Annotated in this window: 14 protein-coding genes and 1 pseudogene (1 of these 15 only partly in view); 5 read left to right on the top strand and 10 right to left on the bottom strand. The window is 72.4% G+C overall.

The features are described from left to right. Window positions 1–6: 6 nt before the first annotated feature. Window positions 7–498: a PH domain-containing protein gene (locus tag EV186_RS32015; protein ID WP_133853240.1), complete on the top strand. Its 492-nt coding sequence runs from the start codon at window positions 7–9 to the stop codon at window positions 496–498. After that, entirely contained in the window at window positions 495–2057 is a 1563-nt protein-coding gene (locus tag EV186_RS32010; protein WP_243754400.1) for a PH domain-containing protein, read from the top strand. Before EV186_RS32015 ends, EV186_RS32010 begins: the two co-directional genes overlap by 4 nt. Before the next feature lie 65 nt (window positions 2058–2122). Here EV186_RS32010 and EV186_RS32005 read toward each other — a convergent pair whose 3' ends face one another. Continuing rightward, on the bottom strand, window positions 2123–3076 hold the full coding sequence (locus EV186_RS32005; RefSeq protein WP_243754399.1) for an NAD-dependent epimerase/dehydratase family protein: 954 nt from the start codon (window positions 3074–3076) through the stop codon (window positions 2123–2125). 247 nt (window positions 3077–3323) lie between these two features. Here EV186_RS32005 and ccrA point away from each other — a divergent pair. Together ccrA and EV186_RS40285 are read left to right on the top strand one after the other, a co-directional pair. Further along, window positions 3324–4652: pseudogene (gene ccrA / locus EV186_RS40290) on the top strand (crotonyl-CoA carboxylase/reductase); the annotation flags it as partial. 24 nt (window positions 4653–4676) lie between these two features. After that, window positions 4677–5858, top strand: coding sequence for a 3-hydroxyacyl-CoA dehydrogenase family protein (locus EV186_RS40285; RefSeq protein WP_243754412.1), 1182 nt, complete (start codon window positions 4677–4679; stop codon window positions 5856–5858). A gap of 186 nt (window positions 5859–6044) precedes the next feature. On the opposite strand, the gene EV186_RS31995 is transcribed toward EV186_RS40285, so the two are convergent. Further along, window positions 6045–6440, bottom strand: a complete 396-nt coding sequence (locus EV186_RS31995; RefSeq protein WP_133853238.1) for a hypothetical protein — start codon at window positions 6438–6440, stop codon at window positions 6045–6047. Between the two features lie 239 nt (window positions 6441–6679). Here EV186_RS31995 and EV186_RS31990 point away from each other — a divergent pair, with 239 nt between their 5' ends. Then, complete coding sequence (locus EV186_RS31990) at window positions 6680–7873, top strand: cytochrome P450 (RefSeq protein WP_166659423.1); 1194 nt, start codon at window positions 6680–6682, stop codon at window positions 7871–7873. Between the two features lies 1 nt (window position 7874). On the opposite strand, the gene EV186_RS31985 is transcribed toward EV186_RS31990, so the two are convergent. The 8 genes from EV186_RS31985 to EV186_RS31950 form a co-directional block, all read right to left on the bottom strand. Continuing rightward, complete coding sequence (locus tag EV186_RS31985) at window positions 7875–9095, bottom strand: macrolide family glycosyltransferase (protein ID WP_133853236.1); 1221 nt, start codon at window positions 9093–9095, stop codon at window positions 7875–7877. Beyond that, window positions 9092–10054 carry an NAD-dependent epimerase/dehydratase family protein gene (locus EV186_RS31980; RefSeq protein WP_133853235.1) on the bottom strand — a complete coding sequence of 321 codons (963 nt, stop codon included), beginning with the start codon at window positions 10052–10054 and terminating at the stop codon, window positions 9092–9094. The genes EV186_RS31985 and EV186_RS31980 overlap by 4 nt, the downstream gene beginning before the upstream one ends. A gap of 1 nt (window position 10055) precedes the next feature. Then, the gene (locus EV186_RS31975) at window positions 10056–11279 is read right to left on the bottom strand and encodes a macrolide family glycosyltransferase (RefSeq protein WP_133853234.1); all 1224 of its coding nucleotides are present in this window, start codon (window positions 11277–11279) and stop codon (window positions 10056–10058) included. After that, a complete protein-coding gene (locus EV186_RS31970) occupies window positions 11276–12523 on the bottom strand; it encodes a macrolide family glycosyltransferase (RefSeq protein WP_133853233.1) in 1248 nt (415 codons plus the stop codon). The genes EV186_RS31975 and EV186_RS31970 overlap by 4 nt, the downstream gene beginning before the upstream one ends. 76 nt (window positions 12524–12599) lie before the next feature. Then, a complete protein-coding gene (locus EV186_RS31965) occupies window positions 12600–13337 on the bottom strand; it encodes an ABC transporter permease (protein ID WP_133853232.1) in 738 nt (245 codons plus the stop codon). Between the two features lie 3 nt (window positions 13338–13340). Continuing rightward, window positions 13341–14249: an ABC transporter ATP-binding protein gene (locus EV186_RS31960; protein WP_133853231.1), complete on the bottom strand. Its 909-nt coding sequence runs from the start codon at window positions 14247–14249 to the stop codon at window positions 13341–13343. A gap of 40 nt (window positions 14250–14289) precedes the next feature. Then, window positions 14290–18009, bottom strand: coding sequence for a type I polyketide synthase (locus EV186_RS31955; RefSeq protein WP_133853230.1), 3720 nt, complete (start codon window positions 18007–18009; stop codon window positions 14290–14292). After that, on the bottom strand, window positions 18009–26266 hold the 3' portion of the coding sequence (locus tag EV186_RS31950) for a type I polyketide synthase (protein WP_133853229.1). It continues 5434 nt past the right edge of the window; only the last 8258 of its 13692 coding nucleotides appear in the window; its start codon lies beyond the right edge, outside the window — the gene reads right to left on this strand; the stop codon is at window positions 18009–18011. Before EV186_RS31950 ends, EV186_RS31955 begins: the two co-directional genes overlap by 1 nt.

The following is a 26266-nucleotide window of genomic DNA, read 5'->3' as shown; positions in this document are numbered from 1 at the left end:
GGCGGGATGACCGCCACCGAACTCCGGCTGCGCACGCCGCGGCACCGCGTCAGCCGCAAGGCGTTGCTGTGGTGGACGCTGCGCGCTGTCCTGCAGTGCGCCGGGTTGATCATCGTCCAGGTCGCGCTGCTGCTGTTCGCCGACCTGGACTTGATGCGCTGGACCCTGCCGATCACCGCGGGGCTCGCGGTGCTGTACGTGGCCGTCATGCCGCAGTGGCGCTACCGGGTGCACTCCTGGGAGTTCACCGAGCTGGCCGTGTACACGCTGACCGGCTGGCTCAGCCAGGAGTGGCGGGTCGCGCCCGCGTCACGCATCCAGACCGTCGACACCAACCGTGGACCGCTGCAACAGCTGCTCGGGCTCGCCACGGTCACCGTCACCACCGCGTCGGCGGCCGGGCCGCTGGAGATCGCGGGCCTGGACCACGACGACGCCGTGCGACTGGTCGACGAGCTCACCGAGACCACGCAGGCCACTCGCGGGGACGCCACGTGAGCGGGCCGACGGGCCTGTCGGGGCTGCCCAAGGCCCCCGACCACGTCGAGCCCGCACCCGAGTGGGGCCGGCTCGACGCGCGGATGCTGGTGGTGCGCCCGCTGCACGAGATCGTCGGGTTCGTCCCGGTCCTGGTGGCGTTGCTGGTGTTCGGGACCGGCGACGCCTGGCGGGTGCTGCTGTCGCTGGCGGTGATCGTCCTGCTCGTGTTGCGTGGGCTGTTCAGCTGGCTCACCACCCGGTACCGGATCAGCGAGAGCCAGGTCGAGCTCCACAGTGGACTGCTGTCGCGCAAGCGCAAGGCCGTGCCGCGGGATCGGATCCGCACCGCGGACCTGACCGCGAAGTTCGGCCACCGGTTGTTCGGGTTGTCCGCCATCCGGATCGGCACCGGTCAGCACGCGAAGGGCAAGGCCGACGGGCTGCTGCTCGACGCCGTTCCCGTGCCCGAAGCGGAGCGGCTGCGCGTGGTGCTGTTGCAGCGCGGCGTCGGGCACCGCGAGGCGGCGGTCGAGACCGCGCCGGCCGAGGCGCGGAGCACCGCGATCGCCACGCTGCACCGGTCGTGGCTGCGGTTCGCGCCGCTGAGCCTGTCCGGGCTGCTGAGCATCGGCGCGGTGATCGGGGTGTTGGTGAACGCGGCGAACGAGGTCGACGTGCGCATCAGCCGGATGGCCGCGGTCAAGGAAGTCGTGCGCTGGGCGCGGGAAAGTTCCCTGGTGCTCGTGGTCGCGGTGGCCATCGCGGTGGTGCTGGTGCTCGCGGTGCTGGGTTCGCTGCTGAAGTACGTCCTGCAGTACGCGGGCTACCGGTTGACCCGGCAGGCCGACGGGACGGTGCGGGTGACCCGCGGGCTGCTGACCACCAGGTCCGTTTCCATCGAAGAGAAGCGGCTGCGTGGCGTGCAGGTCGGCGAGCCGATGCTCCTTCGTGCCGGGCACGGCGCGAAGGTGTCGGCGGTGACCACCGGGCTCGGCAAGGAACAAGGCGGTTCGCTGCTGCTCCCGCCCGCCCCACGCGCCGAGGCGCACCGGGTGGTCGCCGAGGTGCTCCGCCTGCCCGAGCCACCCACCTCGGCGGAGCTGACCAGGCACCCGAGGCGGGCGCTGGCCCGCAGGCTGGTGCGGGCCGTCGGCGCGGCGGTGCTCGTCGAGGCCGCGCTGCTGCTCACGGTGGCGGCCTGGGACTGGCCGCTCGTCCTGCCGCTGGCGTGGCTGGTCGCGTTGCCGGCGGCCGCGTGGCTCGGGGTGGACCGCTACCGGCGGCTCGGGCACGCGCTGACCGAGCGGTACCTCGTCAGCCGCACGGGTTCGCTGGACACGAAAACCGTGGCGCTGCAACGGGACGGCATCATCGGCTGGCGGATCAGGCGGACGTGGTTCCAGCGCCGCACCGGGTTGATGACCGTCACCGCCACCACCGCCGCGGGCAGAGGCGCCTACAGCGTGCCGGACATCGGCGAAGCCGACGGCGTCGCGCTGGCCCTCGACGCGGTGCCCGGGCTCCTGCGCCCCTTCGCCGAACCGGTTTCGCCGGAGTCGCGGCCTACCCCCAGCTGAGGTGCCCGACCGGCCACAGTGGACTGCCCAGCCTCCGCGGACCGCCCAGCCTCAGACCACTCAGCTCAGCGCGTCCGTGTGCCCCGATCGGCGACGGCCGGATCACGCCGATCCGCGAAGTGCCGGATGGTGCGGCGCAGCCCCTCACGCAGGTCCGTGCGGGGACGCCACCCGAGCACGCGCTCGGCCAGCCGGATGTCGGGCTTGCGCGTGCGTGGGTCGTCCGCCATGGCGGGCAGCCGCACCAGCGGCGCGCGCACGCCGATCAGGTCCTGCACCACCCTCGCGATCTGCAGCACGGTCAGCTCGGTCGCGTTGCCGATGTTGACCGGCCCCGGGTGGTCACCCTCGATCATGCGCACCAGACCGTCCACCGTGTCCGTCACGTAGCAGAGCGAGCGGGTTTGCTCCCCCGTCCCGTGGATGGTGAGCGGGCCACCCGCGAGCGCCTGGGTGACCAGGTTCGGGATCAACCTCCCGTCGTCGGTGCGCATGCCCGGCCCATAGGTGTTGAAGATGCGCACGATGCCGCAGTCCGCGCCGTGTTCGCGCCGGAACGCCGCGCAGGCCGCCTCACCGAACCGCTTGCCCTCGTCGTACACCGCACGGGGCCCGATCGGGTTGACGTTGCCCCAGTAGTCCTCCCGTTGCGGGTGCACGAGCGGATCGCCGTACACCTCGCTGGTGGACGCCTGCACGAACCGCGCGCCGGTCGCCTTCGCCAGTTCCAGCAGGGCGAGGGTGCCCGCGGACGCGGCACGCAAGGTCTCGATGGGCATCCGCAGGTAGTCCTGGGGACTTGCCGGGCACGCCAGGTTCACCACCGCGTCGAGGAACCCGGTCACCGGAACCCCGGCCACGATGTCGTGCTCCAGCAGTTCGAACCCAGGCGTGTCGACCAGTTCCGCGACGTTGTCCACGCGGCCGGTGCTGAAGTTGTCCACGCAGACCACGGCGTAGCCGTCCGCCAGGAGCCTGGCACACAGGTGTCCACCGAGGAAGCCGGCGCCACCCGCCACGACCACCCTGCGCCGGCGGCCCACCGCCGACCTCGATCCCCGACCCACCACGCGGCACCCCGTTCTGCCGGCAAAGCGCTTCACCGAAGCTACCGCCGTGCCGGGGCGCGAACCGCCCGCCTGGACAAACCTGGACAGACCTGTCCACCGGGCGGTAGGGGCTTCCGGCAGGGGCGCTAGGGGTGCTGCCCGTCCGCGGACCTGCTTAGCGTGCGCGTGAGGCCATTCGTGCGGCGGGAGGTGTCTGGTGGACCAGATCGTCAGCGCCATCGGGTCGGGTTCGGCCACCGCGCGGGACTTCGCCGCCCTGCCGGTGCCCGACCACTACCGTGCGTGCGTCGTCCTCAAGGCCGAGGCCGGCATGTTCGAGGGCATGGACTCCACGGCCAAGGACCCGGCCAAGTCCATGCAAGTGCGCGACGTGCCGACTCCTGAACTCGAACCCGGTGAGGCGCTCGTCGCGGTGATGGCCAGCGCCATCAACTACAACACCGTGTGGAGCTCGATCTTCGAACCCGTGCCCACGTTCGCGTTCCTGGAACGCTACGGGCGCACCGGAGCCGCGGGCGCGCGGCACGACCGCCCCTACCACGTCCTGGGGTCCGATCTGTCCGGTGTTGTCCTGCGGACCGGGCCCGGGGTCACGCGGTGGCAGCCGGGCGACCGGGTCGTCGCCCACTGCCTGTCCGTCGAACTGGAAGGGCCCGAGGGGCACGACGACACGATGCTCGACCCCGGGCAGCGCATCTGGGGCTACGAGACGAACTTCGGCGGGCTCGCCGAGCTGGCGCTGGTCAAGGCCAACCAGCTGATGCCCAAGCCCGCGCACCTGACGTGGGAGGAGGCGGCCTGCTCGGGGCTGGTCAACTCCACCGCCTACCGCCAGCTGGTCTCCCCCAACGGCGCCCGGATGACCCAGGGCGACGTCGTGCTGATCTGGGGCGCGGGCGGCGGGGTCGGGTCCTATGCGACGCAGCTCGCCCTCAACGGCGGGGCGAGGCCGGTCTGCGTCGTCTCCAGCCCGGAGAAGGCCGCCATCGCCCGCTCGATGGGCGCCGAACTGGTCATCGACCGCTCCGCGGCGGGCTACCGGTTCTGGAAGGACGACCAGACCCAGGACCCGTCCGAGTGGCGGCGCTTCGGCGCGCACATCCGCGAGCTGACCGGCGGCGACGACCCGGACATCGTGCTCGAGCACCCGGGCCGGGACACCTTCGGCGCCAGCGTGTACGTGGCCCGCCGCGGTGGCACCGTGGTCACCTGCGCGTCCACCACCGGCTACCAGCACCAGTACGACAACCGCTACCTGTGGATGCACCTCAAACGCATCGTGGGCAGCCACTTCGCCAACTACCGCGAGGCCTGGGCGGCCAACAAGCTGATCAGCCAGGGCGTGGTCCACCCGACCCTCTCGGCCGTGTTCCCGTTGGCGGGTGCCGGTGACGCCGCCGGTGCCGTGCACCGCAACGCACACAGCGGCAAGGTCGGTGTGCTGTGCCTGGCCGACCAGGAAGGGCTCGGCGTCACCGACCCCGAGCTACGCGAGCGCCACCTGCCCGCGATCAACCGGTTCCGCAAGCCCGCGGACGCCCCGCGACCGGTGCGGCCGATCCGCGTGCGTGGCAAGGCCGACGTCGCGGCGACCGCGTTGGTGTACGCCTACCTCAACCGCGCGGTGTCGCTGCTGGAGGCCGGGTACGCGAGCGCCGCCGACATCGACACCGCCATGCGCCTGGGCTGCGGGCTGCCCGCCGGACCGTTCGCCATGCTGGCCGAGCTCGGACCCGCGGCCGCGCGTGACACGCTCGCCAAGCTCCACGCGGAAACGAACGACCCCGCCTACCGGCCGGCCGCGCTGCTGACCGAGTTCGTCCAGAGTGGACTGTCCAACTGGCTCGGCGACTCCGGACGGGCGAACAGGAACGGCTCACCGCGTCCGGTGGACCGGATCGGCGTGCTGGGCACCGGGACGATGGCGTGCGGCATCGCCGAGATCATGGTCACCGCGGGCATCCCGACGGTCGTCGTCGGCCGCGAGGCCGGACGCGCGCAAGCCGCGACGGCCCGGGTCGCCGAGTCGCTGTCCCGGTGCGTCGCGAGAGGACGGTTGACCCAGCGAGACCAGGATGAAGCGCTGGCCCTGCTGGGTTCCAGCGGCGACCGGGCCGCGCTGCGGGAGGTCGACCTCGTCATCGAGGCGGTGGTCGAGGACGTTCCGGTGAAGCGGGCCGTGTTCGCCCGGCTGGGCCGGATCTGCAAACCCGGCGCGGTGCTGGCCACCGCCACCTCGAGCCTCGCGGTGACCGAACTGGCCGCGGCGAGCGGACGCCCCAGCGATGTCATCGGCATGCACTTCTTCAACCCGGCGCCGGCGATGCGGCTGGTGGAGATCGGCAGCACGCCGGCCACCGCGGCCGACGTGCGGGCCACCGCGCGGGAGCTGTGCGGGCGGCTCGGCAAGACCGGGATCGAGTGCGCGGACCGGACCGGCTTCATCGTCAACTACCTGCTGTTCGCCTACCTCAACCGGGCCATCGCCCTGCTGGACGACGGCGCCGACGTGACCGAACTCGACGACGCGGTGCGCGCCGGCTTCGGCTACCCGCTCGGCCCGTTCGCCCTGCTCGACGTGATCGGGCTCGACGTGTCGCTGGCCATCCTGCGCCGGTTGCACCGCACGTTCCCGGAACCGGATTTCCTTGCCGCGCCTCGGCTGGAACAGCTGGTGGCGGCCGGTCGGCTCGGTCGCAAGAGCGGTGGCGGGTTCCACCCGCCCCGCTGAGCGATGCTCCACTTCGGACGAAGAGAGTTCCGCCGCACGCGCGGTCGGGCCTGCTCCCCTGTCCCGGCAACGCCATCCCCATGGCGGGCACGCCCTGCGCCGGCGGCGCGATCCCGATGGCGGGTACGCACAGTACCCGGCCACCAGGGGCGGCCGGGCACTGTCCGCAGACGTCTCGCCGTCGGCTCAGCCGGAGATCGGCACCTGGAAGGAACCGCTCACCGGACCGACCGGGGTGGACACCGTGTAGTTCACGGTGGCCGTCTGCCCCGGCAGGAACGGACCACCGGTCCACGTGCCGTGCTGGTTGCCGAAGATGCCGGCGTTCAGCGTGATGTCACCCGAGGCGTTGCCGTCGGCCTGGACGGTACCGCTGAAGGTCGAGCCGAAGTTGCCGAGCGGCGTGCTCAGCGTGCAGCTGCCGTTGACGGTGCTGCCCGACGTGCTCGCGGTGCAGAAGTCCGCGGCCGCTTGGGTGGCGGTGACCGGTGCGGTTGCCGCCGACGCCGGACCGGCGACGGCCAACACACCCGCGGCGGCGACCCCGACACCGACGAGGACCGCACGGGAGATTCGCTTCATACTTTCCTCCGTGTTGTGATTCGTCGTACTGACGCACCCGAAGAATGTCAGAAAATGACGGGTGCCGTAACACACAGAGTGAGATTGAGAACTTCATCTCATAATAGTCGGCAGGGGTTCGGATAGGGGTTATAAAAATTGTCGAGCAAATATCACGTTAACACCGTTCGACGGTTGACCGGCGCGGCCCGCCGGTCGATTATTGGTTGTATCTCGGTTCTCCCCTGATGGGTGGCGTCATGACCAAGTACTTCGATTTCAACGATCCCGAGCTGCGGGCCGACCGGTTCGAGTACTACCGGCGCTTCCGCGAGACGGACCCGGTGCACAAGACGCCCCACGGGTACTGGATGTTGTTCCGCTACGACGACGCCGAGACCTTGCTGAAGCACTCCGGCTCGTCCAGCAACTTCCCGGCCAACGAGAACTGGGCCAAGGCACGGGGCGGGCCGACCAGCCCGGTCATCAAGGCTTCCGGCAAATGGATGCTGATGCAGGACCACGAGGCCCACAAAAGGCTGCGCCGGGTCATCGGCAAACTGTTCACCCCACGCATGATCGACAAAATGCGCGCCCGCGTGCCCGACATCGTGGAAACGTTGATGAGCGGCATCGACGATTCCCGCGAGGTCGACCTGATGAGCACGCTGGCGTTCCCGGTGCCCATCACCGTGGTCAGCGAACTCATCGGGATCCCCGAAGCCGACCGGGAGGTGTTCCGCACCTGGAGCGAACCGGTCGGGCACGTCATCGACCGGACGATTTCGCCGCAACGGCTGATCGCGATGAACAAGGCCGAACCGAGGATCCGGGCCTACATCGTCGAGCGGATGAACGAGGCGCGCCACGCCGAGCCGGTCGAGACGATGATCTCGATGATGACGCACGCCGCCGAGGACTTCACCGAGGACGAGACCGCGGCGAACGTCGGCCTGCTGTACAACGCCGGCCACGAGACCACCGCCAACCTGATCGGCAACGGCATGCTGGCCCTGCTGCGCCAGCCGGCCGCGATGCGCCGGCTGCGCGAGGAACCGTCCCTCATGGGCACCGCGATCGAGGAGCTGTCCCGCTTCGACCCGTCGGCCCGGTTCGCGTGTCGCATCCTCACCGAGGACCTGACCCTCGGCGAGAAGACGATCCCGGCCGGCGAGGCCGTGTTCGTGGCCTTCGACGCGGTGGGCCGCGATCCCGAGCGCTACCCCGACCCGGACCAGCTGGACCTGGGGCGCACCGGCGTGAAGTCACTGGCGTTCAGCGCGGGCCCGCACCACTGCATGGGCAAGATGCTCGCCATGGTGGAGGCGGGGACGTTGTTCCGCATGCTGCTGGACCGCTACCGCAAGATCGAACTGGTCGACGACAACCCGCCGTACCAGGAACACTTCAACCTGAACATGCTCGCGAAGCTGCCGCTGCGCCTGACCCGGTGACTCAACCGACGAGCGATCGGGCGGCGATCCGCCGCTCGATCGCGTCCACGGCCGACGCCGCTCCCCCGGCGTCCACGATGTCCTGCCGCATCCGCCGCACCCGGTTGCGGGTCAACCCGTCCGCGGCGACCTCGGCCACGGCCGCGCGCAGCCGGGCGGGCGAGAGCACCTGCTCGCGCACCACCCGTCCCAGCCCCAGCTCGGCGACCCGCTGCGCGACCACCTTGTGTTCCGGCGAGGACGGTACGAGCACGAGCGGAACGCCCTTGTGCAGCGCGCCCATCACGCTGCCGAGCCCGGCGTGGGAGACGAACACGTCGGCGTGCGCCAGCACGGCCAGGTGCGGGATCCACCGGTGGGCCTCGATGTTGGGCGGCAACGGGGCCAGCTCGGCCGGGTCGATCGCCGTGTGCACGGCCAGCACCGTGTGCCACGGCATGTCCGCGAACGTCTCGACGCACATCCGGAAGAACTCCGGCTGCCGGTGCACGCTGGTGCCCAGCGAGATGAACACCACCGGCTTGCCGTCGCCGGGCGGCGTCCACGGCTCGTCGGTGCGCTCCACGTAGTCCAGGCACGGCCCCATGAACGTGAACCGATCGTCGAAAGTGGACCCCGCGGGCTGGAAGGACTTGGGGTAGTAGACCAGGTTCAGGTCCTCGACCTGGCCCATGACCTGCTCGATGCTCCGGTCGGCCTGCCCGTGTTCGGCCAGCACCCGGGTGAGCCGGGCGAAGAACGCCCGCAGCGCCGGGTGACCGATGCTCCCCTTGTCCGGCATCCGCGCCACCATCTCGTCGAGGAACGAGAAGTGCTCGTTGGAGGCGAACGCCGGGTAGCAGGCCGCGGCCGGGACGTCCCACTTGCGCGCGAGGATCCGGCCCGCGGCGTAGACGGTCATGTCGAACGCGATCAGGTCCGGCCGGTCGGCCTCGAGCACCGGCTCGGCCACCCGCATGATGTCGACGCTTTCCTGCAGGTAGATGCCGGGCATCCGGGACGTGGCCGCGGCGGTCACCATCTCCGACAGGTCGACTTGCACCAGCTGTGAGTCGTAGCCGAGCACGCGCGCGCCGGGAGCGGCGGCGGCCACCCGGTCGACCTGCTTGTCGCCCGTCACGTAGGTGACCCGGTGGCCCCGGCGAACCAGTTCGTGCACGACCGAGAGGGTCGGGATCACGTGCCCATACCCGGAGTTGTTGAACAGGGCGACGTGGCTCATCGGCTCGCGCTCCCCGCGAGGGCCTCGACGGTCCGGCGCAGGCCCGCCCGCAACGACACCTGCGGCCGCCAGCCGGTGACCGCCTGGAACCGGGACGCGTCGGTCTCCAGGTCGACCAGGTCGGTGGCGTAGGAGTTCGGCGGCGGGTCGACGGTCACCACGGACACCGCGGGTTCACCGGTGTGGTCCGCGACGATCTCGGAGATCTCCTCGAACACCTTGCCCAGCGGCTCGCCGCGGCCGGTGCCGATCGGCCAGTGGCCGCCCGCCAGCCGGTCGGCGTGCGCGAGGGCGCTGAGCACCGCGGTGGTCGCGTCGTCGACGTGCAGCAGATCGCGGCGGATCGTGCCGTCGTGCCACATCGTGAGCTGTTCCCCGGCGATCGCCTTGCGCACCATCACTTCCACGACTCGCGGCGCGGCCTGCGGCCCGTGGCCGTACACCGACGACAGGCGCAGCGAGACCCCGCGCAGCACACCTTGCCCTGTGGCCCCGGCCAGCAGCCGCTCGGCGGCCAGCTTCTGCCTGCAGTAGGCCGTGCGCGGCCCGCCGGCGTCGTCGCTGTCGCCGATCAGCGCGCTGCTGGCGAACACCACGACGGGCGGGACGGAGCCGTCGCGGGCCCGGCACACCTCCACCAGGTCCTCGATCAGGCCGAGGTTCACGCGCTCCGCGGCGGTGTCGCCGTCGCTGACCCGCCACCCGCCCTCGGTGTGCGCGACGAGGTGCACCACCGCGTCCGCGTCGGCGACGGCGTCGGCCAGCACGCCGGGCGCGGTCAGGTCGGCGGCCAGCACCTCGACGTCCGCGACGGCGTCGTCGGGCACCGGGCTCGGCCGGCGCGCCACGAGCCGCAGCCGGCCCGGCCGGGCGGTCAGCGCCGCGCTGACGGCGGAGCCGATGAACCCGGACGCGCCGAGCACGACGGTCCTAGGGCCCCCGGTAGTCACATCACTCATCTCAGGTCCCTTGCTCGGCGACCTCTGGTCGCTGGTCGGCCGACCGCTTCAGGTAGGCCTCGATCGCGTCCGCGGCGCACATGCCGCCGCCCGACCGCAGGATGTCCGCGCGCATCGCGGCGACCCGCGCACGCGTCGCCGGGTCCGCGTGGACCGTCTCGACGGCGCTGCGCAAGGACTCGGCGGTGACCTCGTCGCGCCCGAAGGTCCGCCCGAGACCGAGCTCGACCACCCGGTCCGCGTTGATCATCTGCTCGGCGGAGTTCGGCACCACGACGACCGGGGTGTCCTTGGCGAAAGCCGCCATGAGGGTGCCCATCCCGCCGTGGCACAGGAGCACGTCGGTGTGCGCCAGGACGGCCAGCTGCGGCAGCCAGCGGTGCACCTCGGCGTTGGCGGGCAGCTCGCCGACGTCCAGGCCGTCATGGGCGTGGATCACCAGGTGCCAGTCGCTGTCGCGGAAGGCGTCGAGGCACATCCGGAAGAACTCGGGCCTGCGGTGCACGCTGGTGCCCAGGGAGATCATCAGCACGCGACGGCCGTCCGCGGGTGGGGTCCAGTCCCCGGGCTCGGTCTCGTGGGCGAGATTGGGCCCGACGAAGACGTACTTGTCGTCGAAGGTGTCCCCGGCGTACTGGAACGACCGGGCGTAGAAGGCCACGAACAGGCCTTCCTGGGGGCGGTAGAACTCCTCGAGCGTCCGGTTGCTCTGCCCGTGCGTGGCGAGCAGCTCCACCAGACCCTTGAGCGCCTTCGCCACGTACGGGCGCCGCTTGGGCAAGGCGCCCTGCTTCTGCTGCACGCGGTCGTAGAACGAGAAGTGCTCGTTGGACAGCAGCACGGTGCAGAACGCCGCGCTCGGCACCGCCCACTTCCTGGCGAGGATGCGACCGACGGTGAACCGGGTCGCGTCGAAGACGACCAGGTCCGGGCGGTCGTCGCCGAGCTTCGCCTCCACCTCGGCGATGAGCGAGCGGTCGTCCTGCAGGCCGAGCACCATCAGCCGGTCCATCTCCTCGACGGTGTCCAGGACCGTGAGGTCGACGCCGGCGAGCACCGAGGGGTACTCGACGACGGTGGCGCCCGTCTCGGCGACCTTGGCGACGGCGGCCCCCGCCGCCGCGTAGGTCACCCGGTGCCCGCGGGCGATCAACTCACCGACCGTCTCCAGCACCGGGATCGCATGCCCGAGCCCGGCGTTGCCCAGCACCGCGATGTGGCTCATCGGCCACTTCCCGGTCTGTCGTGGCTGATCTTGAGGAAGCCCTCGATGGCATCCGCGCCGCGTGCGCCGCCGCCCGCGTCATGGATGTCCGCGCGCATCGCTTCGACCTGGTCCCGGATGTGCGGGTCGGTCGCGACCTCACGCACGGCGCCGCGCAGCCGTTGCGGGGTGAGCGTCTGCTCGGCGAGCGCGCGGCCGAGCCCCAGCTCGGTCACCCGGGCCGCGTTGACCATGCCCTCCGGCGAGTCCGGCACGACGACCACCGGGGTCGCGTGGGCCAGCGCGCCCATGATGCTGCCCATCCCGCCGTGGCACACGAAGACGTCCGCGTGCGCGAGCACCTCGCGCAGCGGCAGCCAGCGGTGCACCTCGACGTTCGGCGGCAGCGGCCCGAGGTCGGCGTCGGACACTCCCTCGTGGACGGTCATCAGGATCCGCCACGGCAGCTCGGCCAGCGCCTGCGCACACGTGCGGAAGAACTCGGGACGGCGGTTGGCCGACGTGCCGAGCGAGACGACCAGCAGCGGCTTGTCGTCGTCGGGCGGCGTCCACGTCGGCGGCGCGTTCGGGTCGCCGAGGTGCGGGCCGACGAACACGTGCCGGTCGTCGAAGGTGTCGCCCGCGTACTGGAACGAGCGCGGGTAGAACTCCAGGTGCAGCCCCTCGGCGTGCCCGATGAACTCCTCGAGCGACACGTCGCTCTGCCCGTGTTCGGCGAGCAACCGCAGCAGCCGCGTCGCGAACTCGGTCATCGCCGGGTGCGCGCGCGGGAGCTTGCGGCCCGTCGTCTCGACGATCTTGTCGATCAGCGAGAAGTGCTCGTTCGACGACAGCGTGGCGCACAACGCGACCGCGGGGACCGCCCACTTCCGGGCCAGGATCCGGCCCGCGTGGTAGACGGTGGCGTCGTAGGCGACAACGTCGGGGAGGTCGGGGAGCTCGGCGCCGCCTGGTTTCGTGTCGAAGTGCGCGGTGACGGCACGCAGGATCGCCTCGCTTTCCCGTACTTGCAAGGGAAGCAGCTGGTGCGAGCGGTCGACGGTGTCCACCGCGGCGAGGTCGACGCCGGCCAGCGCCGAGTCGAACTCGACCACCGTGGCGCCCGTCGCCGCGACCAGCCGGGCCGGACCACCGGTGCTGGCGTAGGTGACCCGGTGACCGCGGCGGACCAGCTCGGTGACCAGGTCGAGGGTCGGCATCACGTGGCCGAAGCCGCAGTTGTTGACGACGAGGACGTGGCTCATGCGATCGCCTCGCTGACGCGAGACTGCGCCCGATTCCTATGGCGCATGACATCCATGATTCGCTCGCAAGCTTCGCTCATGCGAACCGCTTGCCCTCGTCGTTGCGGTAGGCGCGGTAGGCCCAGAAGGCGAACACGCCGATCCACACCACGAACATGACCATCGAGATCGGGCTCGGGGTGAACCCGCCGAGCGCGGTCCACACCAGTTCGGCCGGACCGCGGGTGGGCAGGAACTGGGCGACGTGCGCCATGAACCCGGTCGCCTCGTTCGGCGCGGTGAAGAAGCCGCCGAAGAACGCCAGCACGACCGGTGCGATGCTCGTGATCGGCCCGATGGCCAGCGGGTTCACCGAATAGCCGACCGCGGTCATGAACAGCCCGAACGGGACGACGGCCAGCAGCAGCGCGAACAGGCCGAGCAGCATGCCGCCGGGCGTCGCGGTCGCCTTGGTGGCGATGGCGCCCACCGCGACCAGCGGGATGCACGCGAACACGGTCAGCACGGCGCTGAGCACCAGCATGCTGACGATGCGGGGCACCGGGCCGCCCGGCAACGTGCGGACGTACCCGCCCCACGGCCGCACCCGGCCGATCGCGATGGCCATGCCGTACTGCGCCGAGCAGATGGTGAGCACCGCGAACAAGCACATGGACGCCGTGGCCAGCGCCGCGGTCTTCGGGTCGTCACCGACCGCGGGGACCACGAACAGGATCATGCCGACGGTCGGCATGAACAGCAGCGCGACGTACACCATGGGGATGCGGATCGCCTGCAGGACCTCGAACTTCGAGTACACCAGGATGGACTTCATGGCTCAGTGCTCCGTACCGGCTGTGGTGTCGACCGTCTCGGTCTTCTTGGCGGTCAGGGCGAGGAACGCGTCCTCGAGCGAGCCGGAGTGGATCTCCAGGCCGCTGAACGCCACCCCGGACGCGACCAGGTCGCGCACCAGCTGGTCGGCGTCCTTGGTGATCAGGTTGACCCGGTCGCCGACATGCTCGACGGTGACGATCCCCGGCAGCGGCGGTACTTCCGGCACGGTGACGGTGACGCGGTGCAGGCCGCTGACCCGGCGCAGCGAGTCGGTGCTGTCGTCGGCGACGATCCGGCCGTGGTCGATCACGACGACCCGCTCGGCCAGCTGCTCGACCTCCTCCAGGTAGTGGCTGGTGAGCACGACGGTGCCGCCCGCGGCGTTGAACTCGCGGATCCCGGCCCACAGCGTGTGCCTGCCCTCGACGTCCAGCCCGGTGGTCGGCTCGTCGAGGAAGACCAGCTCGGGCCGGCCGACGAAGGCCAGCGCCACGGCGAGCCTGCGCATCTGCCCGCCGGACAGGCCACCGGTCTGGCGCTGCGCCAGGTCGGTGAGCGAGAACTGGGCCAGCACCTCGGCCTTGGGCAACGGGTTCGGGAAGTGCGACGCGACGAAGTCGTAGACCTCCCCGACCTTCACCGTTTCCGGCAGGCCGGTTTCCTGCGGGGTCACCCCGATGCGCCGGCGCGCCTTGAGATCACGGGGGTCGTGGCCGAAGAGCCGCACCGTGCCCTCGGTCGGCCTGCGCAGGCCGACGAACATGTTGATCAGCGTCGACTTCCCCGCGCCGTTCGGGCCGAGTACGCCGAGCACCTGGCCGGCGGGGATGTCGAGGCTCACGTCGTCCACCGCGGTGACCTCGCCGTAGCGGCGGGTCACCCCGGTGGCACGGGCCAGAACGTCGTTCATGGTGCGTCTTTTCCCTTCACGTCGGTTCGTGGCACGCGCGTCACAGCGCCTGCTCGATCCAGCTGTTGATGGCGTTCGCCGTGCTCCCGGCGTGGTCGAGGACCATCGAGAAGTGGTTGCCGGGCACGTCCACGACCGCTTTCGCGTGCTCCCACGCGCTGCGCCAGTCCTCGTCGTCGCGGACCGGGCCCAGCGGTTCGCCCGCTCGCACGAGCAGCGTCGGCGCCTCGGTGGGCGCCTGCTCCCAGTGGAAGAAGATGCTTCCGTACCAGGCCATCGCGGTGAGCCGCAGATCGTCCATCGGCACGTATTCGTCCTCGTGGGAGAACGCGCCTTCCGACAACTCCACGTCCCAGTCCGTCATCGTCGAGCGACCCGGCACGTACAGGTCGCCGAGCACGAGCGCGGCCGGGCCGTGGCCCTCGGCCTCCAACAACCGGGTCAGGGCGTGGGCCACGATCCCGCCCGCCGAGTGTCCGAACAGGACGAACGGACGGCCGGCCGCGTGCCTTAGCACGGCCTCGGCCTGCCAGCGCAACGCCACGTCCATCGTGGCGGGGAGCAGTTCGCCGCGGCCGTAGCCGAGCAGCGGGACGGCGGCGACCTCACGGACCCCGCGCAGCGCGGCGGCGATCCGGGCGAACTCGTGCGGGCCGCCGATCGCGGTCATGCCGCTGCAGCAGATCAGCACTGGCTCGGCCGGCCCACGGGCGAGCCGGGTCACCGGGGCCGGGATGCCGACCTCGTCGAGGGTGTGGGCCACTGGGCGGAACTTCGCGGCGTCGCCGAGGAACTCGACGAACTCGGTCACCTTGCGGTTCTTGGTCGCCACCTTGTAGAGCGAGTTCAGCAGGCCGACAGGGTTGTGGTCCTCGGGTGAGATGCCGAGCACGACCTCAGGCTCGCCCGCCGGTTCCCGCAGGTGCCGGGCCAGCTCGGCCGGTGTTGGGTATTCGAAGATCAGGTTGGCGGGCAACCGGACGCCGGTTGCCTTGTGCAGGCGGTCTCGTAGTTCCAGCGCGGTCACGGAGTCGAAGCCGAGTTCGAGGAAGGTGAACTCCGGCTCCACCAGGTCGGTGTCCGGCAGGCCGAGCACCTCGGCCGCGCTGACCCGGACCTGGGTCAACGCATCGGCCGCTACGGACACCGCTTGCGACGGCGCTGGGACCGGCGCCGGGACGTGGGCAGGGGCTGGGGCGTGGGACAACCAGTACCGGCTGCGCTGGAACGCATAGGTGGGCAGGTCGATCCGGCGCCCACCCCAGGGCGCGAAGACCGCGGCCCAATCCACCCGCGCACCGCGGGTCCAGGCCGTGCCCACGGCCTCGAGCACCGCGTCGGCTTCCGGACGACCGCGGCGCAGCAACGGGATGGCTTCGTCGACATAGGACGAGAGCGCGGCGTCCGGGCCGAGTTCGAGGAAGGTCGTCACCCCGGCCGCACGGACCCGGTCGACGGACTCGGCGAACCGGACCGTCTCGCGGACCTGGCGGACCCAGTACCCGGGATCGGTGACATCGCCCGACATCGGGAGGTGCGGTTGGTGGTAGGTCACCGACTCGGCCACGGCCGCGAATTCGGCCAGCATCGGTTCCATGAGCCTGGAGTGGAAGGCGTGCGAGACGGTGAGCCGCTTCACCCGGTGCCCGGCCGCGCGCCACCGCTGCTCCAGCGCCTCGATCTCGGCGCCGGCGCCGGAGACGACCAGCGAGGTCGGGCCGTTGATCGCCGCGATGTCGATGCCCGCGAGAACCTCGTCCTCGCTCACCTCGGCCGCGAGCATCGCGCCACCCGACGGCAGCGCCTGCATCAGCCGGCCACGCGCGGTCACGAGCGTGCAGGCGTCCTCAAGGGACAGCACGCCCGCCACGTGCGCTGCCGCGAGTTCCCCGATCGAGTGGCCGACCAGGTGATCGGGCGTGACACCCCACGACTCCAGCAGCCGGAACAGCGCGACCTCGAAGGCGAACAGGGCGGGCTGGGCGTTGCCGGTCTGCTCGAGTGCGGCGTCGTCGAACGGGAGCAGCGCGGTGATCTCGTCGAACGCGGCGGCGAACACCGGGAAGGCGGCGGCCAGTTCGCGGCCCATGCCCGCGCGCTGGGCGCCCTGGCCGGTGAACAGGAACGCGAGCCCGCCGCGTGGGCCAGGTTCCCTTGGGCTGTCGACGAGGTCGGTCAGCCCGGCGATCAGCGCGGCGCGGTCGGCGGCGAGCACCACGGCCCGGTGGGGCAGGGTGGCCCTGGTGGTGGCCAGCGAGTGCGCCGTGTCGAGCAGGTCCGGTCCGGTGACCACAAAGGACCGCAGCCGCGCGGCCTGGGCGCGCACCGCGTCGGCCGACCGCCCGGACAGCACGAACGGAACCGCGTCCGTGCGCCGGTCGTTCGGCTGCCTGTGCTCGACGGCGGGTGCTTCCTCGATGATCGCGTGGGCGTTGGTGCCGCTGAGGCCGAACGACGACACCCCGGCCCGGCGTGGCCGCTGCCCCGAGGGCCACGGCTGGTTCTCGGTGAGCAGCGTGACCGCGCCGGACGTCCAGTCGACCAGCGGCGTGGGCTCGTCGACGTGCAGGGTCCGCGGCAGTTCCTCGTGCCGCAACGCGAGCACGACCTTGACCACCCCGGCGAGCCCAGAGGCCGCCTGGGTGTGGCCGATGTTGGACTTCATCGAGCCCAGCCACAACGGCCGCTCGCGCCGCTGCCCGTAGGCGGCGAGCACCGCCTGGGCTTCGATCGGGTCGCCGAGCGTGGTGCCCGTGCCGTGAGCCTCAACGACGTCCACATCGGACGGTTCGAGCCGGGCGTCGGCCAGCGCGGCGCGCAGGACGCGTTGCTGGGACTGGCGGTTCGGCGCCGTCAGGCCGTTGGACGCGCCGTCGGAGTTGACCGCCGAGCCACGCACGACGGCGAGCACGTCGTGGCCGAGCCGGCGCGCGTCACCGAGCTTCTCCACCAGCAGCACGACGACGCCCTCGCCCCAGCCCGCGCCGTCGGCCGCCGCGGCGAACGACTTGCACCGGCCGTCGCTCGCGAGCCCGCCCTGGCGGTGGAACTCGACGAACGCGGCCGGTGAGGTCATGACGACCACCCCGCCGACCAGTGCCGCCGAGCACTCACCGGCCCGCAGCGCCGCGACCGCCTGGTGCAACGCGACCAGGGACGACGAGCACGCGGTGTCGACGGTGACCGCCGGTCCTTCCAGACCGAAGACGTAGGCGATGCGCCCGGACAGCACGGCGTCGGCCGAGCCGGTCATGGCGTGTGCGGCGGACTCCGGTGGCATCGGCACGCCGATGCCGTAGCCGGAGTGCGACGCGCCGACGAACACGCCGGTCCGGCTGCCGCGCAGCGAGTCCGGCGCGATCCCACCGCGCTCCAGCGCTTCCCAGCTCGCCTCCAGCAGGAGCCGCTGCTGCGGGTCCATGGCCAGGGCCTCGCGCGGGGAGATCCCGAACAGGGCCGCGTCGAACTCGCCTGCGTCGTCGACGAACCCGCCGACCGCACGGAACCCCGCCCCTGTGACATCCCAGCCCCGGTCGGCGGGGAACTCGGACAGGCCCTCGCCGCCGTCAACGACCAGCTGCCACAGGTCCTCCGGCGAGCGGACCCCGCCGGGCAGCCGGCAGCTCATGCCGACGATCGCGACCGGCTCCGGCGTGCGGTCCTCGGCCTGCTGCAGGCGTTGCCGGGTCTGGTCGAGTTCGACCACGACCCGCTTGAGGTAGCCGCGCAACTTGTCCTCAGTGGACTGTGCCTCGCTCATCACACCACCCCGAGGTCGCGGTCGACGAGGTCGAACAGCTCGGTGTCGGTGACGTCGCCGAGCGTGCGGCCGATCAGGTCGGTGGCCGCGGCCTGGTGGCCGACCTTGGCCAGCAGCGACCGCAGCCGCCGGGCGATGCGGTCGCGGTCGCCCGGGACGTCGGCCGTGCCGATCAGCGACTCCAATCGGTCCAGTTCGGCGAACACCGTGTCCTCGGAGTCTGTGCCAGAGCCGCGGTCGGTTCCGGGGTCGGTTCCCGTGTCGTTGTCGCTGAGCAGGCGCACCAGCTCCGCGGCCAGCGAGGCCGGGGTCGGGTGGTCGAACACCACCGTCGCGGCCAGCCGCACGCCGGTCAGCTTCTGGCAGCGGTTGCGCATCTCCACGGCGGTGAGCGAGTCGAACCCGAGGTCCCGGAAGGCCCGATCGGCCTCGACCGCACTCTGGTCCGGGTGACCGAGCACGGCCGCGGCCATCGCCCGGATCGCCTCCAGCACGATGGCCGGGACCTCACCGGGCGCGGCGGCGGCCACGCGGGCACGCAGCCCGGCGTCGGCGGCGACCGCGGGTTCTTCGGGGGTGATGTCCGGCAGTTCGTCGAACAGCGGCCGGTGTCGGGCGGCCGAGTAGGCCGGCACGAACACGGGCCAGTCCATGTCGGACACGACGACGGCGGCGTCGCGACGGGCGATCGCCCGGGTCAGCGCGGTGACCGCGCGATCGGCCGGCATCGGCCGCAAACCCTGACGGCGCAACGCCTCGTCGGCGTCCGCGGCCATCCCATCGCCCTGCCAGCCGCCCCACGCCACCGAAGTCGCGACCAGGCCGCGGGCCGCGCGGTTCTCGGCGAGGGCGTCGAGCCAGGCGTTGGCCGCGGCGTACGCGGGCTGGCCTGGGCTCCCCCACACCCCGGACACCGAGGAGAACAGCACGAACGCGTCGAGCGGGGTGTCGCCGAGCAACTCGTCGAGCAGGCGCGCCCCGGTGACCTTGGCGTCGACAACCGCGGCGAAGCCGGCGAGGTCGACCGCGTCGAGCGAGGACAGCTGACCGACGCCCGCGGTGTGGCAGACCGCGGTGAGCGGCGGGCCGTCGGCCGCGATCGCGTCGAGCACGGCGGCCAACCCGTCCCGGTCGGTGCCGTCGCAAGCGGTGATGGTCACGGCGGCGCCGAGCGCGGTCAGCTCCTCGGCCAACGCCGCCGCGCCCGGGGCGTCCGGGCCACGCCTGCTGGTCAGCACCAGGCGTTGCGCCCCGGCGCCGGCCGCGTAGCGCGCGACGTGGGCGCCGAGCGCGCCGGTGCCACCGGTGATCAGCACGGTGCCGCGTGGTTCCCACCGCGCGGCCGAGACGGAGGGCGCCGGGACGATCCGGCGCACGAACACGCCGGCGGGCCGCACGGCGAAGGCCTCGTCGACGGCCGCGCCGCCCGCGAGGATGGCGCGCGCCCGGGCCAGCGTTGGGGTGTCCAGGTCCTCGGGTAGATCGAGCTGGCCGCCCCAGCGGTGCGGAGCCTCGAGCCCGACGACCCGGCCGAGCCCCCACACCTGCGCCTGGTTCGGGCGCACCGTCGCGCCCATCGCGGTGCCGCAGCGCGTGATACTCCACAGTGGAGCGTCGACCGCGGCGTCGCCGAGGGCCTGGGCCAGCGCCAGGGTGGCGGCCACGCCGACCGGCACGGCGGGTGCGGCGGGATGAGGTGACTCGTCCAGCGCCACCAGCGACACGACGCCGTCGAACCGCTGCGGGAGAGCGCGCAGCCGGGTCGCGAGGGAGGCGCGATCCTCGTGCACCGTGAGCGGGAACGGCACGAATGTGGCGCCGTCGGCGGCGAGACCGTCGACGGCCGCCGCAGACCACGCGTCGCCGGTGGTGACGGCGAGCCAAGTGCCGCGCAACAACCCAGCCGGCACTTCGCCGGCCTGCCAGCGCACCCGGTACCGCCAGCCGTCCACAAGGGACTCGGCGCTCTGCCGGGACTGCCAGGCGGACAACGCCGGCACGACGGCATCGAGGTGCGTGCGATCCACGTCGAGCAGGCCGGCGAGCGCCTCGATGTCCTGCCGCTCGAACGCCTGCGACACCGGATCGGCACTCACGGGCCGCGCAGGCGCGGAGCTGCCACCGAGCCAGTATCGGCTGCGCTGGAAGGCATAGGTGGGCAGCGGAACGGTCCGAGCTCCGGTACCCGCGAACAGGGCGGCCCAGTCGACACCGACGCCGTGGGCGTGCAGGACGCCCAGTGCCGACAGCAATGACGCGTCCTGCGGCTTGTCGCGGCGTTGCGCGGCAACGAACACCAGCTCGTCGTTGTCGGGCACCGATCGCTGGGCCACCGCGGTGAGCGCACCGTCCGGGCCCAACTCGAGGAAACGGGTCGCGCGGACGGTGGTCACGGCGGCGTGGAACCGCACCGGCTTGCGGACGTTCATCACCCAGTACGCCGGGTCGCAGGCCTGCTCGCCGGTGAGCCGCTCCCCCGTGACCGTCGACAGGATCGGGATCTTCGGTGGCGCGTACGACAACCGGTCGGCGACGGCCTGGAACTCGGGCAGCATCGGATCGACCGCGGCGGAATGCGACGCGTGCGAGATCGGCAGCCGCTTGACCCGGCGCCCGCGCAGGGCCAGCGACTCGGCGGCGACCGCGACGGCGTCGGACCGGCCGGACATCACCACCGAAGACGGCCCGTTGATCGCGGCGGCGGACACCCCGTCGAACGCCTCGACCTCCTCTTCGGACGCCTCGACCGCGATCATCTCGCCACCGGCGGGCAGCCCGGCCATCAGCCGGCCGCGCGCCGCCACCAGCGTGCAGGCGTCGTCGAGGGACAGCACGCCCGCGATGTGCGCGGCGGTCAGCTCGCCGACCGAGTGGCCGATGAGCACGTCCGGGCGCACGCCGAGGCTTTCGACGAGCCTGTAGAGCGCCACCTCGATGGCCAGCAGCGCGGGCTGGGCGTAGGTCATGTCCTGCAACGACACCGTGTCCTGAGCGCCGAACACCACGTCGCGCAGCGGCACCGTCAGCTCGGGGTCGACCCGGGCACACACGGCGTCGAACGCGTCGGCGAACACCGGGTAGGTGTCGTAGAGCTCGCGGCCCATGCCGATGTGCTGGTCACCCTGCCCGGTGAACAGCACGGCCAGCTCGCCGTCCTGGCGGGCGAAGCCGGTCGGGGCCGTGCCGTCCGCGATCGCGGCGAGTCCGCGGCGCAGTTCGTCGGCGTCACCACCGACGGCGACCGACCGGCACCGCAGCGCGGACCTGGTGGTGGCCAGGGCGTAGCCGACGTCCAGCGGGGAGAGCTCGGGGTGGGCGTCGAGGTGCGCGGCCAGACGGGTGGCCTGGTCCCGCAGGGCCGCTTCGGTGTCTCCAGCGAGCGGCCACGTCACGGTGTCGCGTGCGGTACCGGCTTCGACGGGCTCGACGGCCAGATCGGGTGCCTGCTCGAAGATGGCGTGGGCGTTGGTGCCGCTGATCCCGAACGCCGACACGCCCACGCGCCGCGGGTGCGTGGTCGCGGGCCACGGCTCGGTCTCGGTGAGCAGCCGCACCGACCCGGCGGACCAGTCGACGTGCGGCGTCGGCTCGGCGACGTGCAGGGTTTTGGGCAACACGCCGTGCTGCAGCGCGAGCACCGTTTTGATGACGCTCGCGACCCCGGCCGCGGCCTGGGTGTGCCCGATGTTCGACTTCAACGACCCGAGCCGCAACGGCTCCGCGCGGTCCTGGCCGTAGGTGGCGAGCAGCGCCTGGGCCTCGATCGGGTCACCGAGCGCGGTGCCGGTGCCGTGGGCCTCGACGGCGTCCACTTCGGACGGTGCGAGGCCGGCGGCGGCGAGCGCGGCCCGGACCACCCGCTGCTGGGCGGGACCGCTCGGTGCGGTGAGGCCGTTGGACGCGCCGTCGGAGTTGACCGCGCTGCCCCGCAGCACGGCGAGCACCGGGTGGCCGTGGCGACGAGCGTCGGACAGCCGCTCCAGCACGACGATCCCGGCGCCCTCGCTCCAGCCGGTGCCGTCGGCGGACACGTCGAACGCCTTGCACCGGCTGTCCAGCGCCAGCCCGCGCTGCCGGCTGAAGTTGATCAGCATGCCGGGCGTGCACATGATCGTCGCGCCGCCGGCGATGGCCAGCGTGCTCTCCCCCTGCCGCAACGACTGCGCGGCCAGGTGCAGGGCGACCAGGGACGCCGAGCACGCGGTGTCGATGGTGACGGCGGGCCCCTCCAGACCGAGGGTGTAGGCGATCCGGCCGGACAGCACGCACCCGGCGTTGCCGGTCATGAGGTGGCCTTCGAGGCCGTCCGGCTTGCCCGACAGCGAGCCGTAGTCCTGGTAGTTGATGCCGGCGAACACGCCGGTCGCGCTGCCACGCAAGGAAAGCGGGTCGATCCCCGCGCGCTCCAGCGCTTCCCACGTGGTCTCCAGCAGCAGCCGCTGCTGCGGGTCCATGGCCAGCGCCTCGCGCGGCGAGATCCCGAAGAACGCCGGGTCGAACTCGGCGGCGTCGTGCACGAACCCGCTCTCCCGGACGTAGAACGCGCCTTCCTTGTCCGGGTCGGGGTCGTAGCCCGCCTCGACGTTCCAGCCTCGATCGGTGGGCATCGGCGAGATCGCGTCCTGGCCGGCCAGCAGCAGCTCCCACAGGTCCTCGGGGCTGTGCACGCCGCCGGGGAACCGGCAGCCCATGCCCACCACGACCACCGGGTCGTCGTCCTCGGCCGCCATGGCCGGTGTGCCCGTCGGGACGGCCGCGGCCTCGCCGCCCAGTTCGACGGCCAGGTGTTCCGCGAGCGCGAGCGGATTCGGGTAGTCGAAGACGAGGGTCGACGGCAGCGCGAGCCCGGTGGCAGCGGCGACGAGGTTGCGGAACTCGATGGCCGTGAGCGAGTCGAAACCCAAGTCCTGGAACGGTTTCCCGGGTTCGATGGCGTCGGTGGAGGCGTGCCGCAGCACGGCCGCGGCGCCGTCGCGGACCAGGTCGAGCAGCGCCCGGTCCCGCTCGGCGGCGGTCAGCCCGGCGAAGCGGTCGCGCATCGTGGTCGCGTCGCGGGCGGGGGCCGGCAGCTGGGCGACCTCGTCGAGTTCGTCGAACAGCGCGGTCGGGCGGGCCGCGGTGAAGCCGGGGTGGAAGCGGGCCCAGTCGATGTCGGCGATCGTCAGCACCGGCTCCGCGCCGGTCAGCGCGGTGTCGAGGGCCGTGAGAGCGAGCGCCGGGCGCATCGGGGTGATGCCGCCCCCGGCGACGCGGTCGGAGTCGGCGGCCAGCCCGGCGTCGGCCCAGGCGCCCCAGGCGATCGAGGTGGCGGGCAGGCCCTGGCCGGCGCGGTGCTCGGCCAGGGCGTCGAGGTAGGCGTTGGCGGCGGCGTAGTTGGCCTGCCCGGCGTTGCCGAACGTGGCGGCCGCCGAGGAGAACAGCACGAACGCGGTCAGGTCGCGGTCGGCGGTCAGCTCGTGCAGCGTCCGCGCCGACTCGGCCTTGACGCGCCACACGGTCGTCATGCGCTCAGGCGTCATCGCGTCGAGCACGCCGTCGTCCAGCACGGACGCCGTGTGCACGACCACGGTCAGGTCCGGGATCCCGGCGATCACGGCGGCGAGCGCGTCGCGATCGGTGACGTCACAGGCGACGGCCTCGGCGCAGGGCAGCTCGGCGACGAGTTCGGCCGCGCCGGGCGCATCCGGCCCGCGACGGCTCAACAGGACGACCCGGTCGGCACCCCGGTCGGCCAGCAGCCGCGCGACCTGGGCGCCGAGCGCGCCGGTGCCACCGGTGATCAGCGCCGTGCCGGTGAGCTCGGTGGTCACAGTTGCACTGGCAGCGGCCCGGACCAGCCGGCGGGTGAACACCCCGGAAGCCCGCACCGCGAGCTCGGTCTCGGAGCCGCCGAGGGCCTGGGCCAGGCGGGCGGCCGCACGCTCGTCGGGCGTCTCGGGCAGGTCCACGAGGCCACCCCAGCGCTGCGGGTGCTCCAGCGCGGCGACCCGGCCAAGGCCCCACAGGGCGGCCTGCTCGGGAGCGCGCAGCGGGTCGGACCGGCCGGTGGAGACGGCGCCGCTGGTCGCGCACCACAGGCGGACGTCCGGGTTCAGCGTCTGCAGCAGGGCGACGGTGCCGTCCGGGTCGAGGAAGCCGAGCACGGACCCGGAGGTGACTCCAGCCAGCTCGGCCCCGCTTCCGTCGAACTCGACGTATCGGGCGGCCAAGGCCGAGCACGCGGCAGTGGCCCAGGCGTGCCCGGCGGGCGCGACGACGACCCAGTCGCTGGTGGGTTCGGCACCATCTGCGGGCCGCCACACGGCCCGGTAGCGCCAGGAGTCCACGGTGGACTCCTCGTGCCTGCGCCTGCGCCACGCGGCGAGCGCGGGCAGGACGTCGGTGAGCGGCGCCGCCGGGTCGACCGCCAACTCCGCCGCCAGGGTGTCCAGCTCGCCGGCTTCGACCACCGACCAGAAGCCGGTCTCGTCCCCGGACCCGGCCGCAACCGGCTTCGGGGCGCTCGGCCAGAACCGTTCGTGCTGGAAGGCGTAGGTGGGCAGCGCGACGCGCCGAGCGCCGGTGCCCGCGAAGACGGCCGTCCAGTCCGGCCGCACCCCGGCGACGTGCACCCGGGCCAGCGCGCCGAGCAGCGTGGCGAGGTCACCTTCGTCGCGGCGCAACGAGCCGACCGCAACGGCGGCCGCCCCCGCGTCCTCGATGGTCTCCTGCAGGCCGACGGTGAGCACCGGGTGCGGGCTGCACTCGACCAGGACGGTGGTGCCCGCGGCCAGGACGGCCCGGGTGGCGCGTTCGAACTCGGCTGTCTCGCGCAAGCCGCGATACCAGTGCTCGGCATCGAGCCGCGTGCCGTCGATCACCTCGCCGGTCACCGACGAGTAGAGCGGAATCTCGGTGTCGCGGGGCGTGATCGGGGCGAGCACGTCAAGCAGGTGCGCACGCAGGTCTTCGACCTGCGCCGAGTGCGGGGCGTAGTTCGCCGCGACCCGGCGGGCCCGGATGCCGTCCGCTGCACACGTGGCGAGGAGCTCGTCCACCGCCGCCAGGTCACCGGAGACGACGACCGACGACGGGCCGTTGAGCACCGCGATCGACAGCCCAGACCCGGCCACGCGCTCTCGCACCTGGTCCACCGGCAACGGCACGGACACCATGCCGCCGCGGCCGGCGAGGGCGACGAGAGCCTTGGCGCGCAGGGCAACCACGCGCGCACCGTCGTCCAGCGACAGCGCGCCCGCGACGACCGCCGCGGCGATTTCGCCCTGCGAGTGACCGAGCACCGCGCCGACCGGCACGCCGAGGGACTGCCACGTCCGCGCGAGCGACACCATGACCGCCCACAGCGCCGGCTGCACGACGTCGATCCGGTCCAGCGCTTCGGCGTCGTCGAGGACGTCGAGCAGCGACCAGTCCACGAACGGCGCCAAGGCGTCGGCGCACGCCCGCATGCGGGCGGCGAACACCGGCGACTCGGCGAGCAGGTCCCGCGCCATGCCGACCCACTGCGAGCCGTGGCCGGGGAACACGAGGGTGACGGAGTCGGCGTCCCCGGCAACGCCGGTCGCCACCGCGGGGTGCGGCCGGCCCGCGAGCACGGCGTCGAGCCCGGCCAGCAGGTCGTCGCGGTCCGTGCCGACGACGACGGCGCGGTGTGGGAGCGAGGAGCGGGTGGTGGCCAGCGAGTAGGCGAGGTCCAGCGGGCGTTCGTCCACACAGGACCGCAGGCGCGCCGCCTGAGAGCGCAGAGCCGCCTCCGAGGCACCGGACAGCACCCACGGCACCGGCCTGGCGACCGGCTCCGGGTCGTCGGTGGCGGTCTCGGGTACCTGTTCCAGGATGACGTGCGCGTTGGTGCCGCTGACGCCGAACGACGACACGCCGACCCGGTTCGGCCGGCCTGTCGCCGGGAACGGCCGCGCCTCGGTGAGCAGTTCGACCGACCCGGCGGCCCAGTCGACGTGCGGGGACGGCGCGTCGACGTGCAGGGTCTTGGGCAGGGTGCCGTGGCGCAACGCGAGGACCGACTTGATCACCCCGGCCACACCGGAGGCGGCCTGGGTGTGGCCGATGTTCGACTTCACCGACCCGAGCAGCAACGGCCGCTCGCGGTCCTTGCCGTAGGTCGCGAGCAGGGCGGTCGCCTCGATCGGGTCGCCCAGCCGGGTCCCGGTGCCGTGGGCTTCCACAGCGTCCACTTCGGACGCCTGGAGTCCCGCGTTGGCCAGCGCGTGCCGGATGACCCGTTGCTGGGCGGTGC

The sequence above is a fragment of the Labedaea rhizosphaerae genome (assembly GCF_004362825.1).
Lineage (GTDB): Bacteria > Actinomycetota > Actinomycetes > Mycobacteriales > Pseudonocardiaceae > Labedaea > Labedaea rhizosphaerae.
This window is presented reverse-complemented; position numbering and strand designations above follow the sequence as displayed.